Source organism: candidate division KSB1 bacterium (assembly GCA_022562085.1).
Taxonomy (GTDB): domain Bacteria; phylum Zhuqueibacterota; class Zhuqueibacteria; order Oceanimicrobiales; family Oceanimicrobiaceae; genus Oceanimicrobium.
In genome coordinates this window covers 1-22,863 of record JADFPY010000021.1, presented here as the reverse complement: position 1 = coordinate 22,863, position 22,863 = coordinate 1, and the positions used below count along the sequence as shown (strand labels likewise).

Genomic DNA, 22,863 nt, shown 5'->3' with positions numbered 1-22,863 from the left:
GGTTAGGGATTGCAGTAAAAATAATTGCTATTGATACCTGTATTTTGTATAATTTACAAACAGGAATCAAAAAGTCAAATAAATGACCAAATCAGAATGGGTTGAAAATTGGCTGGATTCAGCTTCGGAAGATTTGAAGGTTTGCGAATCTTTGTTTGAGAAAAAGCACTTTGATTGGTGTCTATTTATTGGGCATCTTGTAGTTGAGAAAACCTTCAAAGCTTTATGGATTCGTGAACATTATCCGGAACCACATCCAAGAATACATAACTTGGATAAACTCGCACGAAAAATCCCAATTAATTTAACTGATGAACAAAGATTCTTTTTAGTCAAAACAAACGATTTTTACTTAACAGGTAGATATCCTGAAGAAAAAGCTGATTTTCATAAAATTTGCACACCTGAATTCACTAAAGAAAACTTTGAAAAAATTAGGAAATTTTATCAATGGCTCCTCAACCAATTTTAAACACCGCAAAAAGATTTATCAAAGCTGCACGTCAATACGGGATTCCTGTTGAGGCAGGATATTTGTTCGGCTCATGGGTTCAAGGGCGCGGTACGGAATGGAGCGATATTGATTTGGCAATTATATCTTCAGCTTTTGAAGGAGTAAAGTTTTCCGACCGGCGTAAATTGGATACTGCTCTTCTTGAAGTTGACACAGATATTCATATTCACCCCTACCGTCCCCAAGATTTTGACGAAAGCAACCCATTCGTGCGAGAGATTTTAAATACCGGCATTCGAATTGTTTAGCCCAGCGTACGAGCCTTAAACAAAAAATCCCTCACCAAACGGCAAAGGATTTCAAAAAACTGAGTGGCTTCGTTAATTGAAAATTATTTTTTTTCAATCTATTAAACTAAACATCCCCGCCAAACTCCTTCAAAACGGACAGCACTTGCATAGAATATTCAACTTTGCCAAACGGCGCGCTCACCTGAAATCCCTTCACATACTCCCGGCTCTGGGCCACTGCTTCCTGAGCGATTCGAAGCCCTTCTGCGCGGGCTTCCTCTTTTGAGATTTCCTGTGCCTGTCGCATTCTTTCCATATACTTTTCCGGCACCGAGGCGCCGGGCACCTCACTATTCATGAACTCGGCATTCCGAAAACTTACGAGCGGCCAAATTCCGGCAATGACAGGGATCTTTACGTGTTTTATTTTAGGCAAAAACTCAAGTAAAATTTGCGGATCGAACACCGGCTGAGTAATCGCATATTCTGCTCCTGCTTCCACTTTCCATTCAAAGCGGCGAATTTCAAGTGCGGGATCAATTGCCCCCGGGTTCAAACCAACGCCAATATGGAAACCGGTTGGCGCATCCAATTTGGTACCGCCCAGATCGATGCCGTGATTCATGCGGTCGACCATATTGGTCAACCCAATAGAATCGACGTCGAACACGGCCGTTGCGTCAGGATAGTCGCCCATTTTCGGAGGATCGCCGGTTATGATTAAAATGTTTCGGAGTCCAACAGCATACAATCCCATAATATCCGACTGCATACCCAACAGATTGCGGTCACGGCAGCAATAATGTAAGAGCGTCTCAATACCGACATTCTGCTCTATCAAAATACTAAGATGTTGCGCACCCATTCGGCACATCGCGCGCGGGCCGTCCGGGACATTGATGCCATCCACGCCAAATTCCTTTAATTGCCGGCATGATTCCAGGACTTTGGAAGGATCGCTGCCCCTGGGTGGGACAATCTCAACACTGGTAACAAGCTCGCCTTTCACCAGTTTTGCAGCAAACTTACTCTTCTCTTCCCGGGGAATGGGGGTCGCTTCTTCAATAACCTCTTTTGGAATGTCTATGGAAAAATTGTGTTGTCTCGGGCTGAGCATTCGCACTGATTTTTCCATTGTTTTGATATACTCAGGCGTTGTGCCGCAGCAACCGCCAACAAGTCTGGCACCTGCCTTAATAAAACGCAGAGCATACTCGCCCATGTATTCGGCACTGGCCAAATACATATTGCGCTCTTCAACGACCCGCGGATTTCCCGCATTTGGCTGGATAATAATCGGTTTTTTAGTCACATGCACCATTTTCTCAAGAGCATCCATCATCGGCGGCGGCCCGACTGAACAATTTATACCAACAACATCTGCACCCCACTTATCCAGTTGGTGCGTGAAGGTTTCGGTTGCGGTGCCATATAAAGAATTTCCTGATTCGTCAATTGTCATTTCAGCGATAATTGGTAAATCAGCCAATTCCCGCAAAGCTAAAATTGCTTGCTCAATTTCACTCAAATCGGAAAAAGTCTCTAAAACAAACAAATCCACGCCGCCGTTAAGAAGCGCCTGACCCTGCTCCTTGAAAGCATCATTTGCCTCTTTGCGGCTGAGTTTTCCCCATGGCTCAATTTTGATGCCCAAAGGCCCGACGGATCCGGCAACAAAAAGCTGATTGCCGGCGACCTCTCTGGCAAGCTTAGCCCCCTGATAGTTAATTTCCTCTAAAGAATCACTCAGGCCATGTTGCGCCAATTTAAACTGGTTGGCGCCAAAGGTGTTGGTCTGCAGCACGTCGGCGCCGGCATTTGCGTAATCCGTATGAATTTCTTTAATAAGCCTGGAGTTGGTGAGATTTACTTGATCAAAACATTGATTGATAAACACACCGCGGTTATAAAGCATGGTCCCTGTAGCACCGTCGAATAAAATCACCCGCTTCTCAAGCTCTTTCAGAAAATTTTTTTTCCCCATTTAGGAATTCTCGGTTCACTTTAAAGTAATATTTAAAATTAATATAACACCAAGTCGAGCGCTTTGCAAGTTATATTGCGCTAATAATTTTCGAAAAATCACCAATATATGTTTTTTAAAGCGTATTTAATTTATTATTAAGATGTTACATAAAATTAATGCCGCTTTTTTTACGCACACTTTCTCTCATGCCAGAATCAAACCGGTTAGCGGATTTTGTTTGATTAAAATATGAACAATTTTTTGCAAAGAGATTTTAGCCCTGTCAGCCTTCTAAAACCAAATCTTGTCCTAGTCAACAAGATAAGATCTGCCTTCATTATTTGCCCACAAATTGACAACTAATTGACTTAGCAACCAGAAATTTCAAACATAACAAAACATTATTAGCGGTAATGTCTAAAAAACCAAAAAGAAAATTCTTCTGGGTGGAGGGTGCATTGGTTCTTTGTTTTTTAGCCCCCCTGGCAAATGCGCCATGCGAGCGGCTAAAATTGACATCAGAGAAATCCTTAATCACAAAGAGTCTCTTTTCTGGCAGCATTTCAACGATCAGAGGAGTGACTGGATAAACCAAGAAGTAGACTACAAAGTCATTTTAAAAGATGCCTTGGGACGGATCTCTCAACACCAAAACAGGACGTACAGTTATCCCTCCCAACAGAAAATAAATTACCTGAAAAAATAATCCTGGGTATGGCTGAATTTCGGGAAGACAACCCGAACTTGACGGAAAGTTAAGAAACCGAAGGTTTCAAAGGTTCAAAAGTGAGGAAAATTAGGAAGGCTTTGAAAAGAAGTGACCGATTAATTACAACTGATTTTCTGCTTAAAAGTTAAAAATAGAAACGCACCCTCGCTGTTTAACTGCACGAAATCCCAATCCATACTTCTGCGATTCAAAATCCTCTGGCCGATCTCATCTTTCAGGGCCTCAGAGGAACGAAATGATGTTAAGGGTATCCTCTCTTCGCTGAAGTTATAATCTGTCTTGGTCACTCGTTTAGGTTTTCTAAGTTCGGTTACTGCGGATTGAAATCCATCTATTAATTAGACAGTCGAAACCGAAAAAAAGTTAAGGAAATTTTGAATTTTTAAAAAAAACATTAATTAGCTAACTTAGCATTCACCGTACAGGTTTCGTTTCTTTCTAAATACTTAAAAAGAATTCGGTAAAATACTAAACACTGAAAAAACCATTTTATTCAATTTTTTCAGGAGGGCTCACTAGTTATCTTAAAGAAGACCTAAGGAGATTGACTTAGAACTACGCCAAAATCGATGGCCGGGCGAAAAATCGCAGAAGCTCCAGCGTCTCGCAAAACTTCTTCAAGATCGGCGCTGTCTTCGCCTTGATAGAGAACGATAATTGTTCCGCCCTCCCCGGCCCCGGCAAGTTTAGCCCTAAGGCGCCGGCATCCAAGGCCGCTGAGATCAGTCGTTCATTCGACTCACCGTGGCCGGCCAATTCACACTGAATCCGATGATTGTCATTCATCAACTCGCCGAGCCTTTGCCAATCAGAATTCATCAATGCACTTTTGCCAAGTCGGGCGAGTTCGGCATGCATTGAAGAAATTTCCCCTTTGTCTACTTTAAAAGAAACCTCCAACTTATGGGAAAATCCCTAATTGCATGTAAGATACCGCTATTTTATTAATTGCGTTTATAAACCCCGCAACCCGCAAGGTTGGTACGCCATCTGTGGTCATATAAATTTCGCGAATGGAATCATAAGCGTTAATCATGGTCTCCTCAAGTCCTGAATTCACCAGATCTACTTCATCGGCGCCATGACTGATGGCTCTCTTTTCCTCGGCTGTCAGCTTTTTGCCGGTTAACTGTTCGACCTTTTCCAAGATTGCCTCATTGGAAGATTCCTCGAAGCGCTTGCTCAGCCGGCCAAAGCGGACATGACTCAGATTCTTTAACCATTCAAAATAAGACACCGTCACTCCACCCGCATTGAGATACATATCAGGGATAATCATCACCCCCCTTTCCTTGAGAATCTCAGCCGCTCTGGCGGTGGTGGGGCCATTAGCGGCTTCTGCGACAATTTTCGCTTTAATATTCGGAGCGTTTTTTTCGGTTATCTGTCCTTCTAAAGCTGCCGGGACCAGAATGTCACATTCGTATTCAAGCGCTGCCTTACTTTCTTCAAAATTTCTAGCACCGGGAAAATTCAAAATAGAGCCGCTTTCACGGCGATGTTTCTGCACATCATCAACGTCCAGACCGTTAGGATTGCAAATGCCGCCGTCGTACTCAGCAATCGCTGTAATGACTGCCCCGGCTTTTTGAAGGAACTTCGCGGCATGATAGCCGACATTTCCCATTCCCTGAATGACAATCCTCTTATTTTTAATTCCGGTTTTTAGTCCTAAAGACTTCATGTCATCTGCATAAGTTAAGGCATGTCTGAGGCCATAAAACACGCCGTTGCCAGTCGCTTCCACGCGGCCGCGAATGCCTCCCTGTTCGATCGGCTTGCCGGTCACGCAGGCTGCTGCATCGATCTGTCCCGGGTTTAGCACCGAGTAAGTATCCGCAATCCAGGCCATCTCGCGTCCGCTGGTACCGTAATCGGGAGCGGGTACATCGATTCCGGGACCGATAAAATTCTTTTTTACCAACTCAGCAGTGTAGCGCCGGGTAATGCGTTCAAGTTGCGCTGAGGAGTAATTCCGCGGCTCGATTTTAATCCCGCCTTTCGCCCCGCCAAACGGAACATCAACCAGAGCGCATTTATAAGTCATCAGCGCGGCAAGGGCTTTAACTTCATCTTCGTTGACCATCTCACTGTAACGAATTCCACCCTTGACTGGCGACTTGTGATGACTGTGCTCAACCCGAAAGGCTTCTATTATTTCGTACGTGCCGTCGTCGTTTTTAAGCGGGAATTTGAATTTATAAATACTGTTGGTGTATTTTATCTGATCGAGTAAGCCTTTTGGGTGGGAAGTAAAAGCAGCGGCTTTGTCAAAAAAGGCCAGAATCGTATCAAAAAACGAAATTTTGTTCTTTGCCATAGTATCCTCGCTTTAGGATCAAAAATATGTGACTGATTTCGAAAGGTTGTGTATTCGAAGCGATACTCATAGTCAAAAAAACAAACATTCGCTCAAAAAGCAAGATTTTTTTGAATGCCAAAAATTCGGCGGTTTTATCTACTTGCTCTCTAAACATTTACTCTGAATACAATTTTATTCCAGGTGTAAAAGAAATTGACATAAAGTGTCGTAATTTGTACCTTTCGATGCTCTTGGAGCAAAATCTAATCGGTTAAACGAGGGAGGACAGTCAATGATTGAAGTGAACGATTTAAGAAAACGATTTAAGCTCACCCGGCAGCAAAAGAAAGAACTTGGCAGCGCCTCAAAAAACGGCACCGTCGAAGCGGTTGCAGGAATAAGTTTTACCAGTAAGCCGGGGCGGGTGTTTTCTCTTTTGGGCCCAAACGGAGCCGGAAAAACCACCGCGTTGCGCATACTCGCAACCATGTTAAAGCCCACTTCCGGCAGCATCAAAATTTGTGGTTTTGATGTGCAGGAAAATCCGCAAGAAGTCCGGCGTCGTTTGGGGTTTCTTACCGGCTCAACCGGGCTCTATGACCGGTTAACTCCCAATGAACTGGTCAAGTACTATGCTGATTTACATGGCATGGATAAAAAGGTTTTTGAAAAACGCCGGGATGAAATCTATACTCGTCTCGATATGCACGGATTTGCCAAGCGGCGAATCGGCAAACTCTCAACCGGAATGAAACAGAAAGTCTCCATCACCCGAACCATCATCCACGATCCGGAAGTGGTGGTATTTGATGAGCCGACAGCCGGTTTGGACGTCATCAGCGCACGCAGCATTATTCAGCTTATTCGGGATTTTCGTGAGCAAGGGAAAACGGTTATTTTTTCAACTCACATTATGGGAGAAGTGAGCCTCCTCAGCGATGATCTGGCAATCATCCACAAAGGCAAGCTGTGCTACAATGGCAGCTACAAGGATTTTGTCAGTCAAATGAAAACGAAATCGCTGGAAGATGAATTTATCAAACTGGTGGAGGAGGCTTAATATGAACATCTTTTTTATCATCTTCAAAAAAGAACTGATCGACACGCTCAGAGACCGGCGCACGATTATCGCTATGATCATTATTCCGCTCGCGCTTTTCCCGGTGATTTTGGGAATTTGGACAACCATCCAAAAATCCATGGTGAAAAAAGCCAAAGCAAAGACCCTGCAAGTTGCGGTCATCAGTAACGACAGCGAAACACAAAAGTTAATTGAAATCATTATTCAAAATGAAAAATTCAAGCTTATTGAAAATGTTCCCGAGGACAGTGTTCGTTCTTTTGTTCAAAACGACAGTCTCGATGGCGCCTTTGTCTTTTCCAAAACTTTTGATAAACGCGTCGAAAATCTTCGAGCAGGTAGAATTAAATTTTATTTTAAATCTTCCGAAGGCGACAATATCGAAAAGGACCGTATGAAAGATTTGGTAGATAAGTTTGAAGATTCTTTATTGTCGGCACGATTTGAGAAACTTGATTTGGATAAAACCGTTAGCACAGCGGTAAAGCTGGTTGAAGTTGATATTACCTCAAAAAAAGAGAGGATTGGCAAAGCAATTGGGGCTTTTCTGCCTTATATTTTTGTCATTTTTTGTTTTATGGGCAGCATGTATCCCGCAATAGATCTGGCGGCGGGGGAAAAAGAGAGAGGGACAATCGAAACACTTCTCACAGCGCCAGTCAGTCGTTTTGTGATTTTGCTCGGAAAGTTTGGCGTGGTTGTTCTGACCGGAATCGGTTCAGCTCTTGTTTCATTAGTCGGACTCTATCTTGTCGTTCTACAAGTTGGGGAAATTCCTCCGGAAATTATCGATGTAATTTCAGGTATCTTTGAGATTAAATCCATTGTTTTGCTTCTTTCACTTTTGTTGCCTCTAACCATGTTTTTTGCTGGAGTTTTACTCTCCTTATCTATGTTTGCAAAAACTTTTAAAGAGGCCCAGAGTATCATAACGCCATTTAATTTCGTAATTATTCTACCGGTTTTAATTGGTCTGATTCCGGGAGTTACTTTGGATCCTAAAACCGCCCTGATTCCGATTCTAAATGTTTCATTAGCAACCAAAGAAATTGTCGCCGGCACGATTGATTTTTGGCTTTTGATCGAGGTTTATGCTTCGCTGGCCGTTTTAGCGGGACTCAGTTTGTTCCTGTCTTCACGAATCTTTTTGCGGGAGACTGTTATTTTCAGAGGGTAATTTTAGATTTAAATCCTAAAGAAATTTTTGCTTGAAACAATTACGGGTTGCGTGATTTAACGAAAATTATCCTTTGCTTTTGAATGCGGAATTTTATATTTATATTTTATGAATAATTAACCAAGTCTGTTTTATAAAATCATCGGAATCTATTATTGAATGAGTCAACTCACTTCCACCTGAGTATCAGAACGAAGTGAGAAATTTTGTCTCAATATTTGCTTGCGACCGAAGTAAAGAAAAATTCCAAAAAAATAAGCATGAGTTGGGCAGGTGCATTGAGAGAATATCGCGATCAATATACCTCGCTTGAGTCTTCAAAAAAAAAGCTCTTGAATAGTGGGGCGATTAGTGTACCTTATTGACACGAATATTTGGCCTGAACTAATCTTAGACCAAGAGAAAGCAGACGAAGTAAATAATAATTTTGAGAGACTTTTATGAGTAATTCATCAAAATCACTTTTAGAGTTGGTTAACAATCTTCCACCTCACTTCCATGAAGAAGTAAAAGATTTCGTAGAAAATTTAATGCAAAAAAAAGATCGAAAAACCAGTACAACATTGCGCCAAGACTGGGCAGGAGCTTTAAAGGATTATAAGGAGAAATACACTTCTTTGGAGTTGCAAAAAAAAGCTTTGGAATGGCGCGACTGATTCATGTTCTTAGTCGATACCAATATCTGGTTAGAGAGAATTCTCGACCAGGATAAATCCCATCAGGTTCAATCTTTTCTACAACAAATCTCTTCCAATAAATTATTCATTACGGATTTTACTTATCATTCAATCGGTGTAATAATAACCAATCTTGGCCACGGCGATGCTTTTGATCGCTTCACCCAAGATATTTTCATTGATGGAGCTGTTAGTCTGATTCGTCTCAAACCTGAAGCCTCCAAACAATTGATTGAGGTTATAGATCAGTTTAAACTGGATTTCGATGATGCTTATCAATATTTGGCTGCTGAATTGAATGACTTGACTATCGTCAGCTTTGACAAAGACTTCGACAAAACTAAACTTGGTAGAAAAACACCTTCTCAGATCTTAAAGCAATTGAATCCATGAGTAAAAAAATCCGAGTGGGTATTCTCTTCGGAGGTAAATCTGCTGAACACGAGGTATCCCTGCAATCCGCTAAAAACGTCGTTGAAGCCATCGACAAAGATAAATACGAAGTCGTGCTCATCGGCATTGACAAACAGGGTCGCTGGTACTTAAACGACGAGTCGCATTTCCTTCTAAATTCAGAAAACCCAAAACTCATTTCACTCAATAAAAGCAGCAAAAACGTCGCGCTGGTCACGGGAAAAAGCGGTGAAAGGGAAATTGTCAGCGTGACCGATCACGCCTCCTTTGGCGCCATCGATGTCGTTTTCCCGATTCTTCATGGCACGTTTGGCGAAGACGGCACCGTGCAAGGTCTGCTCAAGCTGGCGAATGTCCCCTTCGTCGGCGCCGGGGTTCTGGGCTCCTCGGTCGCCATGGACAAAGATGTGATGAAGCGGCTGCTTCGCGATGCCGGGATTCCCATCGGGAAATTTCTCACCTTTGACCGCGTCTCAATTGAAACCGCTAATTTTGCGGAAATTGAAAAGCAACTCGGGCTGCCTGTTTTCGTGAAGCCGGCAAACCTGGGTTCGTCGGTGGGAATTCACAAGGCGCACACTCAGACTGAGCTTGAAGAAGCGGTAAAAGATGCCTTCAATTATGACACTAAAATCTTGATCGAAGAATTCATAGACGGCAGGGAAATCGAATGCTCGGTTTTGGGGAATGAAGATCCTATTGCCTCAGTGCCGGGAGAAATCATACCCCAACACGAATTCTACTCTTATGAAGCAAAGTATATCGACGAACAGGGAGCCCTTTTAGAAATTCCAGCCAAACTCCCCAGGGACTTGGTCAAGCAGATTCAACAGTTGGCGATTAAGGCTTTCCAGGCGCTCTGTTGTGAAGGCATGGCCCGTGTAGATATATTTTTGACCAAAGACAACAAAGTCTTGCTGAACGAAATTAACACAATTCCCGGGTTTACCAAAATCAGCATGTACCCGAAACTCTGGGAAATCAGCGGTATTCCATACTCCGAACTCATCGACAAACTCATTCAACTTGCTATTGAAAGATTTGAACGGGAGCAAAAATTAAAAACAAATTTTGAGTTATAAGGAGTGACCTGCATAGAAGTTCTCAAATCTACCAAATGGTTCTAATCTTTCCCCAAGAGTGAATTTTGCCATCCTTAGTAACCAAAGGTGCTCCATGTCTAAGGCAGGTAGCAACAATAATTTGATCGGCCGGATCTCCCGGAAATTTACCTGGTAAACGAGTTGACATCACTGCAATTTCAGGTTCTAAATCAAGCAACCGGGTCCCCGGATATCTCAACGCTTGACTGATCCAATCCATGACATCCATACTTAGTGACAGACGCTGTTTTACAACAAGCATAGCAATCTCCCAGCATGAAATCACACTAATTCCCAATGTGGTAGCTTTCTTTATTTCTGCCAATGCGACCTTAGAAAATTCTTTAAGATTATCGTCAACCCAATAAAGCCATGCATGAGTATCAAGAATAATCATCCCTGATTGGCCTCCCAATCTACTTCAATTGGAGAAATCAGATCTCCGAAATAGATTACACTACCTTTTAGAGGTTTTTCTTTGATATCCTTTTTAACATTGTAAGGAACAATTTTCGCAACTGGCTTACCGTACTTAGTGATCACTAATGACTCACGACTTTGAGCTACCTGATCAAGTAGTGATAAGCAGTGCGTTTTGAAATTTCCTGCAGCGATAGTTTTCATTACGACCTCATTTTGACTAACTTTTTATGACCATAGTAATATATAATATTAAGTCCATTCAAGTCAAGGCTTTTTTGAAGATTTTTCTCAAATGAAATCCGGCGCCTGCCGCCAACCCTCCTACCAAACCGCCAATTAGTCCCGTAATCAAAACCACAAGAATCGGCAAAGGCAGCGTCAACATCTCCCCTACTTTAGATGTCAAAATCCCATCCGTTCTAAAGTGAATATAGCCGGAAGCCAGCCACCATAAAAACCCTGCTCCAAGAAATCCGGCCCAAAATGATTTCCAACCGGTTGGTGTCTTCCCAAAGCCAATTGCAAACGCCACGATCGCTATCGACCACCAGGGTAAAAGCATTTCTGTTATAAAACTAAAAATCAAAATCAGCAGCGCAGCAAGTATCATTTCGCCTCCAAATTTAATTTTGAAACAATTCGCTGGTGTTCCGAATCTTCCGATTTAAGAAAAAGCAGTTCAGCGAGCTCTCCTTGTACCCAGTCGTCAACAAAATCGTCATAATGAGGGCTTCCCGGGTTGCCGGACTGACCGCCGGGATAAATGCCCCAGGCTTTCACTTCCGGGCCGAGGGCAACGACCATTCTCCAGGAGGGGCCGTGGGTCTTGCCGATGGCATTCACAATTCTTAAGTCCCCCCCGACATTTAAATCCAGGCGACTAAAACCCGGGATTCGGGCAAGGTGGATAATATCCGTTCCTTTATACCTGCCCCACTGCCAGGATTCATTCATTTCGCCAAACGAAGCGGATAATTCGAAATGGGCCGCCTTGAAACTTGCTCGCACCAAATCAGGCAGTGTTTCAACTTCGGATGTCTTTATATTATCAAACCATTTTGCCAGCGACTCTTCTACAATCATTTGCACAGTCCTCGCCCGCGAAGGAAACCGAAAATACCTTCCCTCGCCGCCAAACTCGTCATCCCAAATAGCATCATAAAGTTTCCCCCACCAGTTTTTGAAAATAGTCGGTGCAATTTTATCTGCATCATTAAAAAAATCCCAGGAAGAGAGTTTTCGGAACATCCTTACCTCTTCGGGAGACAAACTGCTCTCGTCTAAAATGTTCAATAAAGCCGGCACAACCGATTCAGCAAAAAGATTCTTGGTGTCGAGCTGCAATTTTCTGAAATCATCCGGCGTGATTTTTTTCATTTCAGTCAATCTTTGATTTATCCTGCTGCTTCGATAGTGCGAGGCGTAGTACCAATTCAAATAATATGGATAAGTCAGGTCGGTTGCATTCTGGTTTGCTGAGCTAACGAAGCCGCGCGACGGGTTTTTAATATGGGGATTTTGCGAGTGAGGAACCCAGTCTTGCCAGTCGTAAAGCGGATCAGAACCATCTCCAATAAACTTTCCCTGGCCGCGCCACTTAGCTGGGAATTTGCCATTGTGCCAAATGGCGATATCGCCGCTTGTATCGGCAAAGACAAAATTTTGCGCCGGACAAATATAATGAGAAAGGGCATCAACATAATCGCCGTAATTTTCAGCATAATTTAATTCATAAAAAGTACGCGCCTCGTTGCTGGGGTCGTGTCCCAACCAACGTAAAGCATGCAAAACCGGCACGCGCCGGTTAAATGGCTTTTCATTAATATTGTATGGAATTGGCCCGTGATGTGTATAAATGACTGTGTCCACAACCGTGCCGGCGCCTTTTACTCTAATTTCCTCCACGACCTTCCTGGTCTTCCGCCATTTATGGTCATGCCGGTACTCAGTCAAGGTAGAATCTTTAAACGTGATTTCATAAAAATCCATGACGTCAGCCTCGCCATTCGTCACGCCCCAGGCGATTTTTTCATTGAAACCAATGACAATGTTTGGCGCACCGGGCAGGGAAACGCCATAAACATTCACCGACGGACTGGTCAGTTGCATTTCATACCAGATAGACGGAAGATTCATTTCCAAATGCGGATCGTTTGCCAGAATCGGAAATCCGCTGGCGGTTTTTGAGCCGGACACAGCCCAGTTATTACTGCCCGTTGCCGGATTGGCTTCATACGGCAAAATCTTGCTGGTAATCTTCGGTACAAATTCTCTTGCCGGTTTTTTAACTGGCAGCGGTTTAAAGTTCCAGGGCGTGCCTTCCGGAATGACCGGCTGCATATTTTCAGGATAATATGGAAAGAGGTCTTCGACGACTTCCTTACCAAACTTCGCCAGGGTGTTGCTCATCTGCAAGTCGGAAGCGTATCCGGTCAGCATCCAGGCCATGTATTTGAGCAGTAAAGCGCATTTGAGGGTCGTCCAGGGTTCGGGGGCATAATCCAGGATTTTGTACTCGACAGGGTAATCTTTTGGGTCTAATGTTTCTATAAAAGCATTCACACCCGCAGTGTAGGCTAAAACTACTTCACGAATCACGGGATCTTTTTCCATTGCCTTAAGCGCATTTCGGGCGCCAGAAAGCATCCCGATTCTCCGCTGAAAACGGTCGTATTCCAAAGCTCGCTCACCAACGATTTCGGAAAGCCGGCCCGCTGCCGCATGTGTCTGAAACTCCATTTGCCAAAGGCGATCTTTTGCAGTTACATAACCTTGGGTGAAGTAAAGGTCGTGATCATTTTTAGCAAAAATGTGGGGGATTTGACGATCGTCATATAAAATAGACACCGGCGCCTTAAGGGTTGGAAGATGCAATGTTTGAGTGCCTCCTCCCCTATCGGTTTCAGCGTTTTGCCAAAAGCCCTGAAATGGATCGAGGAATTTGCCCAGCGGCGGCATTAAACCTATTTTTGTGTCGAGCGCAATCACTAGCCCCAATGTCGCTGCAAATGTGAGAATGAATTTAAACCAGCGCATTCAACCTCTAAAATTGAAATTTAAACCTTACTTTAGAAATGCCTCAGACGCCTGAAAATACATAGTGACCGTCAAAGTTGCAAGTTTTTCAAATCACTCTTGATCTTGGAAACAAATATAGAAATTATGTTGTTATAAGTTTTGATTCTTTGGTTAGAAATTGTATATTACCAATATTTATCTTAAAGTTCGTTTCTGAGCAACCGAAGGGAAATCTAAAATTGAAAAAGATCATCACAACTTTTGCACTTCTTTTACTTTGCATAAATTCATTAAACGCCCAGTTTGGCCAGCAGGAAGTTTTAAGCGTCGAAGCCTTTCTGTCAGTCGATAAAATCCGGCCCGGCGATGAATTTAAAATTGGCGTTAAAGCCAGGATTGAGCATAAGTGGCACATCAATTCGCGCAAGCCAGCGGACGAATTTCTTATTCCAACCAAGGTTGAATTTGCACAAATAGATGGCTTTGAATTCGGCGAGGTCTATTACCCCGAAGGCCAAATGCTGAAATTCGAATTTTCCGAAACGCCACTTTCTGTTTATGAAGGGGACGTGGTCTTTTGGACGAAAGCAAAAGTTTCCGAAGGTATCATACCAGGTGAATTAAAAATCTCCGGAGATTTCTCTTACCAGGCGTGTAACGATGTCATGTGTCTAATTCCGACCTCGAAATCGTTCGAAATCGTTGCCTCAATTGTTGGCGCCGGGACGCCGGTAAAGCAAATCAATGAAAGTGAATTTGAAATTAAATTGAGTCAACTGGCGGGGGAACGCTCAACTAATGAAATCAGCAACCTTATATCAGAGAGGGGGCTTGTTTTAACACTTAGTTTTATTTTCCTTGGCGGCTTATTACTCAACCTGACGCCCTGCGTTTACCCAATCATTCCTATCACGATCAGCTTCTTTGTCGGCCAAGCATCCGGAAAAATCAGCAAATCTTTTTTTCTGGCGCTGATTTATGTCCTCGGTATGTCGATTACCTATTCGGTTTTAGGCGTTGTCGCTGCCATGACCGGCGGGCTGCTCGGTTCTTCCCTGCAAAATCCTCTTGTCTTAGTTGCAATCGCCGGAGTTTTTTTAGTGTTTGCGGCCAGCATGTTCGGAGCATTTGAAATCCGGGTTCCTGCTTTCCTGTCAAACATGGCCGGCGGATCAAGGCAGGGCGTCATCGGTTCGCTTTTTATGGGGTTAACAGTCGGTATTGTCGCGGCGCCTTGTATCGGGCCATTTGTACTCAGCCTTTTGACCTACGTGGCGGCCAAGGGCGACCCGTTTACCGGGTTTTTGCTTTTCTTTGTTTTATCTCTCGGTTTAGGATTCCCGTATATTTTCCTTGGCACATTTTCCAGTTCAATCAAGAACCTGCCGCGCTCCGGAGAATGGATGGTTTGGGTGAAGAAAGTCTTTGGCGTGGTCATGATTGCGATGGCCGTCTATTTTATTGATCCGCTTATTTCGAACTTTATTTATGCGGTCATCTTCACGGCTACAGTTGTTTTGGGCGGCATCTTGGTCGGATTTCTCGATAAGTCCACGGCAAGTTTCGGTTGGTTTAAAGGACTCAAACCTGCCATCGGTACTTTGATGATTCTTTTGGGAGTTTGGACTTCGGTTTCGGCCTGGACGGACGCCAACACCGAGCACGTTAACTGGCAACCCTACGATGAGCAGCTGGTTGCTCAAGCCGCTAATGAGGACAAGCCAATCCTGATAGACTTCTATGCCGACTGGTGTATTCCGTGCAAACAAATTGAAAAGAAACTTTTTACCCAGCCGGCAATTATTGAGAAGTCGGGGAAATTTTTAGCGTTGAAAGCCGACCTGACGAAAGAAAAATCTCTGGGAGTGAAAGATTTAAGAACGAAATATGAAGTTCATGGCGTGCCGACAATTATTTTAATTGATGGAAGTGGAAATGAGCACCGCAGGTTCACTGATGAGCTGCTTAATTTCTCAACCGAAGAGTTTTTGGAAATCATGGAAGGCGCCTTGAATAGGAACGAATAGTCTAACGCGTTAATTTAGTCACTTTTCACTTCTTCCCAATAGTTTTCATAATACTCTCATGATGTTCACTAGCATTACTCCTGGTATGGTAGTTCAATTGCAAATGTTTTGAAGTAACAAGACTTAGCACTAGATCCCGTTAATTAATAGTACCAGGAAATAGAAATTGCCAGTCTATAAGTATTTCATAAAGTATCATTTATTATTTGCCAAATCTTTTGACAACTTCTCAATTCGTTTGATTGCTTTCGAAGCGACCTTCTTATCCGGGTACTGGTCAACAACAAATCGATAATACATGATAGCTTTCTCATAATCTTTTAATCTTTTCTCATTAATATCTGCCGCAGCAAACAGAGATTCGGCAGCGATATTGCTTTCGGGGTAGTGGCCGTAAACTTTAAAGTAAACATTTGCCGCATTAAAATAATCTTTTAAGCGCTTTTCATAAATCCGCGCGGCTTCGGCCAAAGCATGTGGGGCTTTAATATCTTCCGGAAAGTCTCTAACCACTTCCGTGTAGATTCGAATCGCCTGATTATATTCCTTAAACTTATCCTCATAAAGCCGGGCCGCCTCGAAAAGTGCAGGCACCGCCTCGACGCTCTTGGGAAATTTTTCAGCCACCGCTTTGTAAGCGTCGAGGGCCTCGAGGTGCTTCTTTTTCTTCTTTTCGATAATCCGGGCCATCTTAAATTGGGCATATGGCGCCTGCGGATCCTCAGGGAACTCTAAAATAAATTCCTCCAAAGCTAAAATAGCCTTATCATGCATTTTAAGCCGATCAGTAAAAAGCTCCGCCATTTTCAATTTACTGGCGGTTGCAAAAATGCTCTTGTTATATAAATAAGTCAGTTTCAGCAATTCGGCAATTGCCCGGGGAGCTTGTTTCTCTTTTTCAAGTAACTGCGCTTTCCAGAATAGCACGGCATCCGCGCGCGGCATTTCAGGATTGGTTTGCAAAAAATTTTCGCAGGCCCCAATGGTTAATTTTCGGGTCGATTTTAGGTCATAAGAAACCATGTCGCTTATAAAGGCAAAGTAAGCGCTCTCTTTGGTGGAATCTCTCGTTGCCGGGTTTACAACAGTCTCCATTTTGTCCTGCAGCGCCCTAAACTTCTTTTCCTTAAGCAGCAGGGCTCTAACCCGGTCTTTTGCCACCGGAATATGGCTTGAATTTGGATAAAGGTAAATCACTTCCAAATTGGTGAAAAAAGAACGAACCTTATCTTTCCGATCAGAATAAAGCGTGGCAATCTTGAAGTGAATGTCATCGAGATTCCCGGCGGCAGGGAACCGGTGCAGATATTCATTTATTTCTTTGATGATTATTTTTGAGAACTCTTTATGGTTGAGATCTTCAAGCGCGCCGATATAACTTGTGTAATCGGATTGCTCGTCGGGCGCAGCCAATGCCGTTGTGAATGTAAGTAACGTACATAAAATCCATTTCTTCATAAGACTCTCCATTTTAAACACCTCGTAGATTATTGAATTGCTGCAAATTATAACCAAAAAAGTACAAAATTGCAAGGCCTAAAAATTATCCTCCGAGTGTCTTCCATTTTTCAAATTTTTTGATGAGAAAAGAATTGATTATGAAAATTTTTCACTGGCGCAAATAATAATTAAGAGTTTGCAATGTAGCTTGTTAAACAATAGCCACTAAATTCTGCAGAGATAGTCGAAGCCCATTTTTTATTGAAACTATCTTCTCAGAATGGTTAAGGAAGAAGGCCATTTTAGTCATATGTAACAAATTTATTCACAAATAAATTTATGTTAATATTAAAATTAAATTCTTGCAAAAGAATCAAGTTTTCTTGGCTAAAAAATATTGATCACTTATATTTCCTATCCTTGCGTAAAATTCTAAGATATTGCAGAAAGTAATGTCTCATATTTGAGCCGGTTATCCCCCTGGCAAGAAATTATGAATAAACAAAACATATTTTGGTGGAGTTGATGGACTATCTGCATCAGAAAGGGCAATATCGCAATGCGCCACGCCCCGGCCTGATCCTTCTCGATCTGAACATGCCGAGAAAAGATGGTCGTGAAGCGCTCAAGGAGATTAAGTCCGATCCGGCGCTGCGGCAAATTCCGATCGTGGTGCTCACGACTTCCCAGGCAGAAGAAGACATCTTTCGTTCATACGACCTGGGGGCAAATTCATTTATCAGCAAGCCAGTAACCTTTAATGGATTGGTAGAGGCAATTAAAGACCTGGGTAAATATTGGTTTGCGGTGGTTGATTTGCCACCGGGAAAAGGGTGATCGGGCCTAGGAGTCAATTAGAGTTCAAATTCACCCACCATCCTATAACCCTTGTTTTCACAACCAATCACCGGGAAAAATTTCATCACCCAATATTGAGGTCACGGGGTAGTTCTACTTTTGAGGTAATTTATCCTCATTAGTGGAGAATCACCTGCCGTTTGCCATTTCATTTGTTTCTTGCTCGTAACGGCTGTAAAAAAAAAGACCGGCCAATTAAGTTAGCGTCACAACGCTTTCTTTTTGGCTCCGTTTTCTTATTTTTATTTCTTGCCTAATTGCAAGGTAAAGCTGTTTGCTAATGCGGCGCCAAATGTTAACTCAATAACAATACTTCACATTCCCGGCTGGTTCGGATAGGGAGATTAACATGGAATGCAAGCCAATCAATGTTCTCTTAATTGAAGATGATGAAGAGGTCTACCATATCACTCGCAACATACTCTCTAAAATCAAAAAACCGGCAGTTGAACTGGACTGGGTGGCGGAATATGGAGACGCACGGCAGGCGATGAGCGAGCAACGGCACAAGGTCTATTTCCTCGATTACCGCCTTGGTGAACATAACGGTCTGGACCTTTTGCACGAAGCGCTTGAACATGGCTGCAGATCACCAATTATTATGTTAACCGGTGCAGGTGATCATCATATTGACGTTGAGGCGATGAAAGCAGGTGCAGCAGATTATTTAGTGAAGGGCCGGATTGACGCAACTATTATGGAGCGTTCGCTCCGCTATGCACTCGAGCGCAAGCAAGCCGAAAAAGCTCTTTACGCTGAAAAAGAACGCCTGGGAGTCACTTTGCGGAGCATCGGCGAGGGTGTGATTACAACAGACAAGAATGGTCACATCGAATTGATGAATACAGAAGCTGAAAAACTAACCGGCTGGAGTTTAACAGAAGCAGTCGGCAAACCCCTGACCCGGGTCTTCAATATATTAAATGAGAGCACGCGCGAACCGTGCCAGAATCCGGTAGAGCAAGTACTAACATCAAATCGCACTGTCAAGCTGGAAAATCATACTATCCTTTTATCCAAAGATGGCCACGAGCGTCACATAGCTGATACCAGCGCACCCATTCATGACAAAGACAATCAAATCATCGGGGTGGTTGTGGCTTTTCGTGATGTTACCGAATCACAGAAAGTAGAAAGAGAGCTACAAAAAGCCAGTAGAATTGAATCCCTCGGCATTCTGGCAGGCGGTATCGCCCACGATTTCAATAACCTTCTAACCGTTATTTTGGGAAATGCTCAACTTGCAAAGATGAGGCAGGGTTGTGAAGGTGAAGTTTTGGAAAATTTGGCAAGAATCGAAATGGCCTCCTATCGTGCGAAAGACCTTACGAAAAAGTTTCTCACCTTTGCAAAAGGCGCGAAACCTATTAAGAAATCTGCAGCTATCTCCGACCTGATTTTTGAAGCGGCTCAGTTTGCCCTAAGTGGCGCCAACAGCCGCTGCGAAAACAATCTTCAAACCGATCTCTGGCCAGTTGAAATTGATCAAGGGCTGATCGGCCAGGCTCTGAACAATTTATTCATCAACGCCAATCAGGCCATGCCCAAGGGTGGAGTCATTAGCGTAGAAGCTCAAAACACAGTCATAAAACAAAATGAAAGCCTCCCTCTCAACCCCGGCAAATATGTGAAGATAACGATTCAAGACCATGGCGAGGGCATCCCGCCGGAAAACCTCGACAAAATCTTCGATCCCTATTTTACCACTAAAACTGAAGGCAGTGGACTTGGATTGGCGACTACCTACTCGATTATCCTAAATCATGACGGTTACATACAGGCTGAATCAGAGGTAGGAGTCGGAACAACATTTTACATCTATCTTCCGGCTTCAGAAAAAAAAGTTCGCTCTCGAAACCAACGAGAAGAAAAGATTATTCCGGGCAAGGGCAGGATTCTGGTGATGGATGATGAGAAATCAATCACGGATATCGCGACAAAACTCCTAAGTAAATTGGGATATGAAGTGACCACTGCTGCCGATGGTGTTGAGGCAATCAACTTAGTCAAAAAAGCTAACAAGTTTAAACGTCCCTTTGATGCGGTTATTTTGGACTTAACTGTTCCCGGTGGAATGGGAGGTGCGGAAACGATTCAAAAAATTCATGAAATCGCACCTCAAGTTAAAGCGATTGTTTCAAGTGGATATTCCAACGATCCAGTCATGTCAGAGTATAAACAGCATGGATTTACCGCAGTTATTCCCAAGCCTTATGAACTTAGTCAGCTGACTAAAATACTACAAAAAGTAATACTAACGCATTTAACTAAAGCCTTCAAGAACTAAGGAGAGATTATTTCTCAAGGCACAAAAATGGCTAATTGCGTAGCTGACGAGACAAAGGGAGTGTTTTGGGCAACTTTTTAATGGGGCGGCCACGCAGCGGCTTTTTACAGGATAAAAAAATGCCGCGTGAGGATAGTTGCGGGCGTGGATGGCGACCTGGGTTTTGTGGTTTGGTTGGGCTTATGGCTTGTTGTGAGACAAGAGAAGACATGAGGCGACAAACCTGCTTCACAGAAATGACATCATTTATTATTCGTTATCCTTTTGGACAGGTAAGCAATGACATGACTCTTGAAATCATTGCTTAAAAACAATATCATTTCCTTCATTAGGCCAACGGGCTCGAATCTTTAGGGTGTCCGGATAAACCACGAACCGTTCCGCCGGTTGAAACGGAAACGCCTGACCAAAACTATATTCTCCATTATTATCTTGATCTCGAAACCCTTCTAAAGAGTAAGTGCCGGGCAAAATTCCGCTAAACTCATACGGCCCGGGCTCACTCAATTGAATCTCGTATGTTTGCCCATCTTTGGCATTCTGTTGTGCCTTCAAAAATATCCTGCCTTTTGCCGTTGAGTCCGGGTCAACCACAGTCCCTGAAAGCGAAGAAAGTGTGTCGGCGTTTAAAGTAGTGAAATGGATTTGAAAAGTACTATCGGCCGCAGCATTTCCAGCGAGATCAAAAACGGAGTCAAGTTTAACGATCGCCCGATAAGTGACTAAACTCTGCAAAGATTTCGCCGGCTTAAACTTAACTGAGGCCGGCGTCGGCCAAACAAATGTTCCGGGAACAGCAAGACCGGTGGAATCCCGAAGATAAAAACTCAGCTCGAATGTCTCGCGGTTCATCGGTTCATCGAAGTAAACATCTATCATAGAATTTAGGGAAATCGCGCGAGTGCTATCAGCAGGAGTTGTTGAGACAATTTTCGGTTTAAACGTGTCGGGCAAAGCGCTGCCCACAAACTCCGCCGAATTAAATTTTGAATCGACGAGATTTTTATATAGATCTGTTAGATTTTGAACCTCTATTTCATATTCAATTTTTGGTGTTTGAGTCTCGGTGATTATCGCAACCTCTTTTTGATCTAATGCATTTAAGTAGGCGAAACGAATGGCAAGTGTATCCTCAGACTTCGATTCTTTCACGCGCACTTTGTAATGATTGATATCATCAACGGTTTCCGGGGATAATTCTTCATCAAATGTTAGCGTCAAATGAGAATTGTCCAGAGCTGAAACCGAAAGCAGCGCCGGACCGATCGTATCTTTTGTAACGACTTTAAAATTGATGTCCGAAACTGCCAAACTATCTTTAGTGAGCAGAATATCTCGAGACGCCACTCCGATTCCATCAAGGCCCGTCTCATAAAAACGGTTGTTGTCCACATCACGAATAGCAAATAAGCGGTAAAGCCCTTCGGAGAGATTGGTAAGCTCAAACTTTCCCTGGGCGTCGGTTTGAGTAATGTAATCGCCGCCCTTTTGACCGGGATTCGGGTCTTTACTTTCCTCAAGAATGTATGCCCAAATCAGGATTCCCTGGGCTTTTTCATCGGTAAACACGCGGCCGCTCATTTTACCATCGCTGAGTTCCGGCCCAGTGGAAAAAGCCAGGGTATGAGATGCAGTTAGGGAATTGTTATGCGCGTCCTTGAGATCAGTCCCCAGCGTAATGACATACGTCCGGTTGATCTTAAGTGAGTCGCTAAACTCAATGCGAAGTCTGCGCCCCTTCCATCTGAGTTTAACCCGGTCTCCGGGATCCGGCGAAATAAACACAGCTTTCTCGGAACCCTTGCGGGTCATTCCCTCGCTGAATTCGAACTCGATTGGTTGATCTAAAGGAACCAGAGTCGACTTATTTTCCGGGATGACCTTTATAATAGTGGGCGGAGTTTTATCCAACGGGCCGCCGGAGGGAGGGACCTGGCTGGCGCAGCTGTAAATAAAAAGCACCGTTATCGTAAATAATAAAAAGAATTTATTTGTCAAATCAATCCTATACTTATTTTATTTTGACACAAATCATAAAAATTGGCAGAATGATGAGTCGGCAGAATAATTATTTATGATTGAAATATGGTTTTGAAAATAATTAGATTGTGATTAAAATTAATCCATTGGATAACGTCAAGATTTGTGAGCTTAATAAATCTACGTAAATGCTGTTCATAGCTATCTATTCCCTTACTTATTGCTGTTAATTTAAATGCGCTCTTTTGGTTCAGTAAGTGAATTTTTTGTTTCCCTAACTTGGTTCCATTGCGGACAATATCAATATATTGACAATATTCTCTTCACCCGATCGAAAATGACAGATTGCTTCATAAAACAAACTCGTTTCAAGGTAGGCTCCCCAATCTGTTAGCAATTCCATTATCAACTCTTTAAGCAACATACTATCTTCATCTAATTCAAACCATTGCCTATCATCAATAGTAAGATCGTACCTGTCGTTAGGAAGCAATGTTGTTGATACAAAACGTTTTTGAACAGAAGCGGGTCGAAAATTAATGAGCTTTCCATGTTGCAATCCGAGCAAGAGCAAATAATTAAGAGTTTGTTTCTCGTGTTCTGAGTTCAGCTTACCCACCGTCTTGAGTTCATAAA

General features: G+C 43.1%; 21 protein-coding genes. 11 read left to right on the top strand and 10 right to left on the bottom strand.

The features are described 5' to 3' along the window. Positions 1-82 precede the first annotated feature (82 nt). Both IH879_03600 and IH879_03595 read left to right on the top strand, forming a co-directional pair. Positions 83-472: a HEPN domain-containing protein gene (locus tag IH879_03600; GenBank protein ID MCH7674017.1), complete on the top strand. Its 390-nt coding sequence runs from the start codon at positions 83-85 to the stop codon at positions 470-472. Next, a complete protein-coding gene (locus IH879_03595; GenBank protein MCH7674016.1) occupies positions 451-762 on the top strand; it encodes a nucleotidyltransferase domain-containing protein in 312 nt (103 codons plus the stop codon). The genes IH879_03600 and IH879_03595 overlap by 22 nt, the downstream gene beginning before the upstream one ends. 106 nt (positions 763-868) lie before the next feature. Here the strand turns inward: IH879_03595 and IH879_03590 are convergent, their stop codons facing one another. The 3 genes from IH879_03590 to IH879_03580 form a co-directional block, all read right to left on the bottom strand. Continuing rightward, positions 869-2,728, bottom strand: a complete 1,860-nt coding sequence (locus IH879_03590; protein MCH7674015.1) for a bifunctional homocysteine S-methyltransferase/methylenetetrahydrofolate reductase — start codon at positions 2,726-2,728, stop codon at positions 869-871. 1,267 nt (positions 2,729-3,995) lie between these two features. Next, complete coding sequence (locus IH879_03585; protein MCH7674014.1) at positions 3,996-4,340, bottom strand: hypothetical protein; 345 nt, start codon at positions 4,338-4,340, stop codon at positions 3,996-3,998. A gap of 1 nt (position 4,341) precedes the next feature. Then, complete coding sequence (locus IH879_03580) at positions 4,342-5,760, bottom strand: Glu/Leu/Phe/Val dehydrogenase (GenBank protein MCH7674013.1); 1,419 nt, start codon at positions 5,758-5,760, stop codon at positions 4,342-4,344. 274 nt (positions 5,761-6,034) lie between these two features. Between IH879_03580 and IH879_03575 the strand changes: the two genes are divergently transcribed. The 5 genes from IH879_03575 to ddlA all read left to right on the top strand — a co-directional run bounded on the left by IH879_03575 (position 6,035) and on the right by ddlA (position 10,173). Next, complete coding sequence (locus IH879_03575; GenBank protein ID MCH7674012.1) at positions 6,035-6,802, top strand: ATP-binding cassette domain-containing protein; 768 nt, start codon at positions 6,035-6,037, stop codon at positions 6,800-6,802. Position 6,803: 1 nt separating this feature from the next. Beyond that, on the top strand, positions 6,804-8,000 hold the full coding sequence (locus IH879_03570; protein ID MCH7674011.1) for an ABC transporter permease: 1,197 nt from the start codon (positions 6,804-6,806) through the stop codon (positions 7,998-8,000). A 440-nt stretch (positions 8,001-8,440) separates the two neighbouring features. After that, positions 8,441-8,656 carry a DUF2281 domain-containing protein gene (locus IH879_03565; protein ID MCH7674010.1) on the top strand — a complete coding sequence of 72 codons (216 nt, stop codon included), beginning with the start codon at positions 8,441-8,443 and terminating at the stop codon, positions 8,654-8,656. Between the two features lie 3 nt (positions 8,657-8,659). Further along, on the top strand, positions 8,660-9,070 hold the full coding sequence (locus IH879_03560) for a type II toxin-antitoxin system VapC family toxin (GenBank protein MCH7674009.1): 411 nt from the start codon (positions 8,660-8,662) through the stop codon (positions 9,068-9,070). After that, positions 9,067-10,173 (top strand): D-alanine--D-alanine ligase, encoded by a 1,107-nt coding sequence (gene ddlA, locus IH879_03555; protein ID MCH7674008.1) that lies wholly within the window; start codon positions 9,067-9,069, stop codon positions 10,171-10,173. Before IH879_03560 ends, ddlA begins: the two co-directional genes overlap by 4 nt. 28 nt (positions 10,174-10,201) lie before the next feature. Here ddlA and IH879_03550 read toward each other — a convergent pair whose 3' ends face one another. The 4 genes from IH879_03550 to IH879_03535 are packed head-to-tail and all read right to left on the bottom strand — an operon-like array spanning position 10,202 to position 13,653. Beyond that, positions 10,202-10,591 carry a type II toxin-antitoxin system VapC family toxin gene (locus IH879_03550; GenBank protein ID MCH7674007.1) on the bottom strand — a complete coding sequence of 130 codons (390 nt, stop codon included), beginning with the start codon at positions 10,589-10,591 and terminating at the stop codon, positions 10,202-10,204. After that, positions 10,588-10,818: a type II toxin-antitoxin system Phd/YefM family antitoxin gene (locus IH879_03545; protein ID MCH7674006.1), complete on the bottom strand. Its 231-nt coding sequence runs from the start codon at positions 10,816-10,818 to the stop codon at positions 10,588-10,590. The genes IH879_03550 and IH879_03545 overlap by 4 nt, the downstream gene beginning before the upstream one ends. A gap of 58 nt (positions 10,819-10,876) precedes the next feature. After that, a complete protein-coding gene (locus tag IH879_03540; GenBank protein ID MCH7674005.1) occupies positions 10,877-11,227 on the bottom strand; it encodes a hypothetical protein in 351 nt (116 codons plus the stop codon). Then, a complete protein-coding gene (locus IH879_03535) occupies positions 11,224-13,653 on the bottom strand; it encodes a penicillin acylase family protein (protein MCH7674004.1) in 2,430 nt (809 codons plus the stop codon). The genes IH879_03540 and IH879_03535 overlap by 4 nt, the downstream gene beginning before the upstream one ends. A 221-nt stretch (positions 13,654-13,874) precedes the next feature. Between IH879_03535 and IH879_03530 the strand changes: the two genes are divergently transcribed. Beyond that, on the top strand, positions 13,875-15,662 hold the full coding sequence (locus IH879_03530) for a sulfite exporter TauE/SafE family protein (GenBank protein ID MCH7674003.1): 1,788 nt from the start codon (positions 13,875-13,877) through the stop codon (positions 15,660-15,662). A gap of 195 nt (positions 15,663-15,857) precedes the next feature. Here the strand turns inward: IH879_03530 and IH879_03525 are convergent, their stop codons facing one another. Then, the gene (locus IH879_03525) at positions 15,858-17,120 is read right to left on the bottom strand and encodes a tetratricopeptide repeat protein (protein MCH7674002.1); all 1,263 of its coding nucleotides are present in this window, start codon (positions 17,118-17,120) and stop codon (positions 15,858-15,860) included. Between the two features lie 507 nt (positions 17,121-17,627). Between IH879_03525 and IH879_03520 the strand changes: the two genes are divergently transcribed. The 3 genes from IH879_03520 to IH879_03510 all read left to right on the top strand — a co-directional run bounded on the left by IH879_03520 (position 17,628) and on the right by IH879_03510 (position 20,555). Further along, positions 17,628-17,939, top strand: coding sequence for a response regulator (locus tag IH879_03520; GenBank protein ID MCH7674001.1), 312 nt, complete (start codon positions 17,628-17,630; stop codon positions 17,937-17,939). Between the two features lie 370 nt (positions 17,940-18,309). After that, positions 18,310-20,247: a response regulator gene (locus IH879_03515; protein ID MCH7674000.1), complete on the top strand. Its 1,938-nt coding sequence runs from the start codon at positions 18,310-18,312 to the stop codon at positions 20,245-20,247. A 65-nt stretch (positions 20,248-20,312) separates the two neighbouring features. After that, positions 20,313-20,555 (top strand): hypothetical protein, encoded by a 243-nt coding sequence (locus tag IH879_03510; protein ID MCH7673999.1) that lies wholly within the window; start codon positions 20,313-20,315, stop codon positions 20,553-20,555. Here IH879_03510 and IH879_03505 read toward each other — a convergent pair. Both IH879_03505 and IH879_03500 read right to left on the bottom strand, forming a co-directional pair. After that, entirely contained in the window at positions 20,545-22,245 is a 1,701-nt protein-coding gene (locus tag IH879_03505; GenBank protein MCH7673998.1) for an Ig-like domain-containing protein, read from the bottom strand. The two genes, IH879_03510 and IH879_03505, sit on opposite strands and share 11 nt — an antisense overlap. A 256-nt stretch (positions 22,246-22,501) precedes the next feature. Then, positions 22,502-22,863: GxxExxY protein (locus tag IH879_03500; protein ID MCH7673997.1), on the bottom strand; the 362-nt coding region annotated here is incomplete at its 5' end.